6 protein-coding genes are annotated in these 5,188 nt (G+C 61.6%); 2 read left to right on the top strand and 4 right to left on the bottom strand.

Translation table 11 applies throughout. From position 1 onward, the window contains the following. The 3 genes from AC1DJN_RS20560 to AC1DJN_RS20550 form a co-directional block, all read right to left on the bottom strand. A partial coding sequence (locus tag AC1DJN_RS20560; protein ID WP_478040019.1) for a DUF2075 domain-containing protein occupies positions 1-1,651 on the bottom strand: 1,651 nt, incomplete at its 3' end. Then, a complete protein-coding gene (locus tag AC1DJN_RS20555; RefSeq protein WP_154880112.1) occupies positions 1,648-2,022 on the bottom strand; it encodes a nucleotide pyrophosphohydrolase in 375 nt (124 codons plus the stop codon). The genes AC1DJN_RS20555 and AC1DJN_RS20560, both read right to left, overlap by 4 nt. 211 nt (positions 2,023-2,233) lie before the next feature. Continuing rightward, positions 2,234-3,067: an enoyl-CoA hydratase/isomerase family protein gene (locus tag AC1DJN_RS20550; RefSeq protein ID WP_312963984.1), complete on the bottom strand. Its 834-nt coding sequence runs from the start codon at positions 3,065-3,067 to the stop codon at positions 2,234-2,236. Between the two features lie 103 nt (positions 3,068-3,170). Between AC1DJN_RS20550 and AC1DJN_RS20545 the strand changes: the two genes are divergently transcribed. Both AC1DJN_RS20545 and AC1DJN_RS20540 read left to right on the top strand, forming a co-directional pair. Then, on the top strand, positions 3,171-3,545 hold the full coding sequence (locus AC1DJN_RS20545) for a winged helix-turn-helix transcriptional regulator (protein ID WP_442252349.1): 375 nt from the start codon (positions 3,171-3,173) through the stop codon (positions 3,543-3,545). A 148-nt stretch (positions 3,546-3,693) separates the two neighbouring features. Then, positions 3,694-4,476: a 3-hydroxybutyrate dehydrogenase gene (locus AC1DJN_RS20540; protein WP_442252348.1), complete on the top strand. Its 783-nt coding sequence runs from the start codon at positions 3,694-3,696 to the stop codon at positions 4,474-4,476. 91 nt (positions 4,477-4,567) lie between these two features. Here AC1DJN_RS20540 and AC1DJN_RS20535 read toward each other — a convergent pair whose 3' ends face one another. Further along, the gene (locus AC1DJN_RS20535) at positions 4,568-5,107 is read right to left on the bottom strand and encodes a chemotaxis protein CheW (RefSeq protein ID WP_442252347.1); all 540 of its coding nucleotides are present in this window, start codon (positions 5,105-5,107) and stop codon (positions 4,568-4,570) included. Positions 5,108-5,188: the final 81 nt, after the last annotated feature.

Here is a 5,188-nt window from a genome sequence, read left to right as displayed (position 1 = left end):
CTCGAGGTACGGTCATGAGGGCGCCGTCCTCCATGACGAGGTCCGGCCCGATGATCACGCCGATGTAGTCGACCTCCAACCCTTGGCAAGTATGGATGCAGCCCACTTGGTCAATTGATTCTGGAGAGATGATCCAGAGACTTCCGTCCTCGTTGAGGTTCCATTGCCGTCGGTAGTTGCCGATGACAATGTCCATCTCCTTGCTGTTCTTCTTACTGTTCCAAGGCCAGCAGTACCCGGCCACCACGCGCGCGCGGTTGCCGGCATTCTTGGCTTCGATGGCAGCATGCAGAGCAGACGGGTCATCGAACACCTGGAAGTCGTAGCTGATCTGGTCCAGTGTAGGGTTCGCCGTTGGGCGGATCTGCAGCACGTCATCCAACCATGCCAGGTATCCATCGGAGCCTGCACAGCGGAACTGCGAGGAGAGGGCATACTCCTCCACCGTCGCGCCGCGGGCGATTGCGAAATCCCGAATGGCCTCCTTGGTGCCGATATCCTTCAACGTGACACGTTGGTCTTCATCAATGAAGAACACGCTGCACAGGGCAGCGTTGATCAGTTCCATGATCTGGTTTTTGCCCTCGTTTCCGTAGAACCCGCCCTGCTCGGTGAGCCGGTGCGCCTCGTCGACGATCAGCAGGTCAAATTCGTTCTCGGGGGTGTTGACGTACGCTCCGGACCCACCGAAGAAGTGGTGGAGGCGATCGTTAACCTTCGACTTGCTGAGGGCGCTTTTGTAGACCTCACGTGGCGCGGCATTCTTCGAGACGTACTTGACGTTCAAGCCCTCGCGCACTGCGGCCAGAAGATTGACCGCAACCACGGACTTGCCCGTACCCGGGCCGCCCTCAACGATGACGACACGGGGTTTCCGGTCTGCGTGTGCCTGGGCACAGGCCGCCTTGGCGGCTTCGAACACGTGCTTCTGTTCGTCAAGCAAGGTGAACGCACTGTTCCCCGAGAGCAATCCATACAACTCGTCTGCGAGCGTCTTGGACGGGCGGATAGGGGCGCTGTCCAGCTTGGCCAGCACCGGGATGCCATTGCCCTTGCTTGTGTACTGACTGATGAAAGCGCGCAGCCCTTCAAGGTCGCCCGCTCCCTTCAGGAAGAGTGGTGCACGTTGGATGTAGGGCTTGTAATGCGGTGAGTCGATCACGCCGTCCGACACATAGTTGTGCAGATAGGCGCAGGGGTGAAGCTGGAGCGTTCCTTTATGGACCGCTTCGTTGAAGCCTTCAAGGAACGCCGAATAGGACCAGGCCTGATAGCTGGGATGGACCCGCAAGTCTCCGGGGCGCAGCTCGATCATGGCGTCTCGATTGGATTGCTTGATGGACGACCATTGTTTGAGCTCGATGATGATGACGTGGGGCGAGCCGTCCTCGGCGTGGCCCGACAGGACAACGTCAATGCGCTTCCGTGACTGAGGCAGGATGAATTCAACTGCCACGCCGATGTCCCCGGGAATGGAGGGGTGGTTCAGCGCACGAGCGACGTATCTCAGTGATTCGCGCCAGGAGCGGATTTCGGATTCGCCGACATGGCCCTTGGTCGCCGCCATATAGCTGGCGAGGATGATCTCTTCGATTTCCTCATCGTTGCAGTGACGAAGGAAGGCGTCCTTGTCTGCCTGGTAGACGATCATGGCTGCGACAGCTTGTTGTACTTGGTGCTGACGCCCCGTGAGAGATCGACCGGGTACTTGGCAGCATTCGTGGCCAGCTTGTTGCTGACAGCGGCATTCAGATCGATTCCGAGCACGTCCGACAGCCGGATGAGGTAGAGCGCCACATCGGCGATTTCATCGCGTACGGCGTTGGCGGTGGCTTCCGAGGATGCCGCCTTGAACGAATCGGCCTCTGTCATCCACTGGAAAATCTCGTTCAGCTCTCCAACTTCACCGGAGAGGGCCATGACAAGGTTCTTCGGGGAATGGAACTGCGCCCAGTCACGGGCTTCGGCGAACTCCCTTAGCGCTTGGGCAGCGCCGTTGACCTCGACGAGAGATGTTTCCATGGCAGGGCCTAATACGACAGAGGATGGCCAATTCTACCCTTGCGTTTGGGCCRTATGCGACGGCAGCGAAGCGAGGGGCCGGCTTTCAAGTCCGTGGGAGTGGGAGCGCGCTCCGGTTACTCCGCGTTCGTTGTCCCGCCGGACTGGCGAGATGCCACGTTCTTTACCCGTTTTCGCAAGCAAGCCTCCCTCCAGGGCCTACGTGGCGCCGCTACACTTCCAACTGGCGAAGCAGCGTCTCCAGATTCCTCTCGCCGTCCTTGGTTTGCGCGCCCGCCTTGAGCCCGCCCCGAATGAGATTTTCGGCCGCAGGGCGCGCGAACAGTCCTGCCCATGCGTCATGCTCGCGACGAAAGCCCTCACGCAGGTCTGCCATCGGCACTGCCTTCTTGGCCGCGACGATGACGCCCTCAGGTAACGCAGCGATGTTGCGCGCCAGTCGATCGACGAAATCGTCGAGCTCCGCCGCAGGCAACGCCCGGTTGATCCACCCATAACGCTCCGCGGTTGTCGCACTGATGACATCGGCGCCCAGGATCACTTCAAGTGTGCGACCGCGCGTCATCCGGGTAGATAGATACTGAGTGGCGCCGCCCCCGGGCGTAATGCCCATCAACGCCTCGCACTGGGCAAGTCCCGCTTGGCCTTCTGCGGCAAATGCCATGTCGGCCGCTGAAATGAATTCGGCGCCTCCGCCGCGCGCCAATCCGGCCAGCTTGACGATCGTGACCTGCGGCTGCTCTCGCAGCAGCTCGCCGAACGCCTGGAACGGGTTGAGGCCTTCTGGAGCTTCGCGGGCAACATCGTCGAACGCGTGCGGCTCGTCGATCAATGTCATGTCGACATGGGCAATGAAGAACTCTGGGTCTGCACTCTGGAAAACCAGCACGCGCGTGTTTTGATCATCGCGAACGGAGAGTAGAAAGCGGCGTATCTCGCTCATCAGCGGAACGTCGAGAACGTTTACCGGCGGGTTGTCGATCGTGATCGTGGCGACGCCGTTCGCGCTGGAGATGTGAAGCTTGCTGAATTCCGTTGCTGTCATCTGGATTTTCCTGGGGCGGGTATGTTGTTGGCCTGATGGTATTCTTTGGATACCTAGCGTCAATTACGCACCTGAAGCATCCCAGGGATGCCGGAGGATACCGATGGATGAGACTGACCCGATCTACCGCGCCGATTGTCCGAGTCGCGTGATCCTCGACCAGATCGCCGACAAATGGTCGATGATGGTGCTGGCGGTGTTGCACGAGCCGCGTCGCTTCAATGCGATCAAACGCCGCCTTGATGGCGTCACCCAGCGCGTGCTGACGCAGACGCTGCGAAAACTGGAGCGCAACGGCATGGTGACGCGCAGGGTTCTGGAGGGCAGGGTGCTCGGCGTGGAGTATGCGTTGACGCCGCTTGGTCGATCATTGCAGGAGCCGTTCTCGATCCTGTTCGACTGGACCGTCAAGAACATGGAACGAATTCAGGACTATCAGCGCAGCTATGACGCGCGTGTGGATCCCGCCATTTCCTGAATGATGGCGGCGTGGGAACGTACGGCGGGCCGCCGGCACCCGTTCGTACCGCATGATGCAGGCGCGGGTTTTCGCGCTGGGGCTGACATGACCTCCATGCGTGGCGTGGAAGCTACACTGGCTGTCTACGCCCGATGGAAGCTCGCCCATGTTCAATGGAAAAGTTGCGGTGGTTACCGGCTCTACCAGCGGTATCGGTCTTGGCATTGCCACGGCGCTGGCGCGGCAAGGCGCCGACATCGTGTTGAATGGCTTTGGCGATGCGGCGGAGATCGAGAGAATCCGCTCCAGCCTGGAATCCGAGTTCGGTGTGCGGGTGGCGCACGACGGCGCCGACCTGTCTCGCGGCGACGCAGTTCGGGACATGATCGACCACGCCGTGGCGAAGATGGGGCGCATCGACATTCTGGTGAACAACGCGGGCATCCAGCACACCGCGTCGATCGAGGAGTTTCCCGTCGAGAAGTGGGATGCGATCCTGGCGCTGAATCTCTCGGCGGTGTTCCATGCAACGGCGGCGGCCTTGCCTTACATGAAGCAGCAGGGATCCGGTCGCATCATCAACATCGCGTCGGTGCATGGGCTGGTCGGATCAGTGAACAAGTCTGCCTATGTGGCAGCGAAGCACGGCGTGGTGGGGTTCACCAAGGTAACGGCATTGGAGAACGCGGGTACCGGCATCACCGCCAATGCCATCTGCCCGGGGTGGGTGCGAACGGCGCTGGTCGAGCAGCAGATCACCGCATTGGCGGAGCGCGAGGGAACGGACCAGGAGTCCGCCGCTCGCGCGCTGCTGGCCGAGAAACAGCCCTCGTTGCAGTTCGTGACACCCGAGCAGCTAGGGGAAATGGTGGTCTTCCTGGCCTCGGACGCCGCGGCTCAGATCACGGGCACGGCGCTGCCGGTGGATGGCGGCTGGACGGCGCGGTAGCTGGCCGGCTGCCCGCCGGGCATGGCCCGGCGCTACCGGGAGATCGGTGTGGGGTCCGGTGTTATCGGGAGGTTGGCGCGCTGGTTCGGCGTTATCGAAGCCGGCTGGGATCGATCAGGGGAATCTCGCCCAGCGCATCCAGCATGACGTGATGGCCGCAGAACCCGAACGGGGTGTCCGCGGCGGGCCGCACGTTGTGGCGTGGCACGCTTTCGATGTCCCGCACCTCGTCTACGGCCAAGGCAAAGGTCTCCGTGCCGTTCTGCATCAGCAGCATGGCCGGGCAGCCATGGGCAAACCCGCTCAAGCCGCTGGCCTGGCGCAGGTCGACCACCGGCAGTGCGTGGCCGCGCACGGTGAGGTGCGGGCGCGCGCCACTGCCGTGGCGATCAAAGGTTTCCGGGCCGCGGATTTCAATCGCGGCTTCGACATCGATGGCAAACAGGTGGGTACCGGCCCGCACAACAACAACTTCAATGAAGGCCGGCGACGACGGGGCCGGTTCACCGGCCGAAGGGGAAGAGGGCTGCAAGAGGAACCTGTGGAAGGGTATTGAAACTGCAACGCAATGATGCCGTGTTGACGTGACGTAACGCGTACTTTGCGGATGAGCGGCCAGCACGCGTTGCATGCGTCGTTCAGCGGGATCAAGGCGCCTTCACGGGTTGGCTTGGGCCGTGGGCGGATTGCCAGCCATGGGCTGGCACTACTG

The organism is Stenotrophomonas sp. 05L414_2 (genome assembly GCF_056397905.1).
The sequence above is the reverse complement of the archived record's forward strand: the minus strand, read 5'-3'. Positions and strand labels throughout refer to the sequence as shown.

Coding starts and splice junctions, on each gene's coding strand:
- AC1DJN_RS20555 (WP_154880112.1), bottom strand. CDS start 2,022: ATGGAAACATCTCTCGTCGAGGTCAACGGCGCTGCCCAAGCGCTAAGG.
- AC1DJN_RS20550 (WP_312963984.1), bottom strand. CDS start 3,067: ATGACAGCAACGGAATTCAGCAAGCTTCACATCTCCAGCGCGAACGGC.
- AC1DJN_RS20545 (WP_442252349.1), top strand. CDS start 3,171: ATGGATGAGACTGACCCGATCTACCGCGCCGATTGTCCGAGTCGCGTG.
- AC1DJN_RS20540 (WP_442252348.1), top strand. CDS start 3,694: ATGTTCAATGGAAAAGTTGCGGTGGTTACCGGCTCTACCAGCGGTATC.
- AC1DJN_RS20535 (WP_442252347.1), bottom strand. CDS start 5,107: ATGCAACGCGTGCTGGCCGCTCATCCGCAAAGTACGCGTTACGTCACG.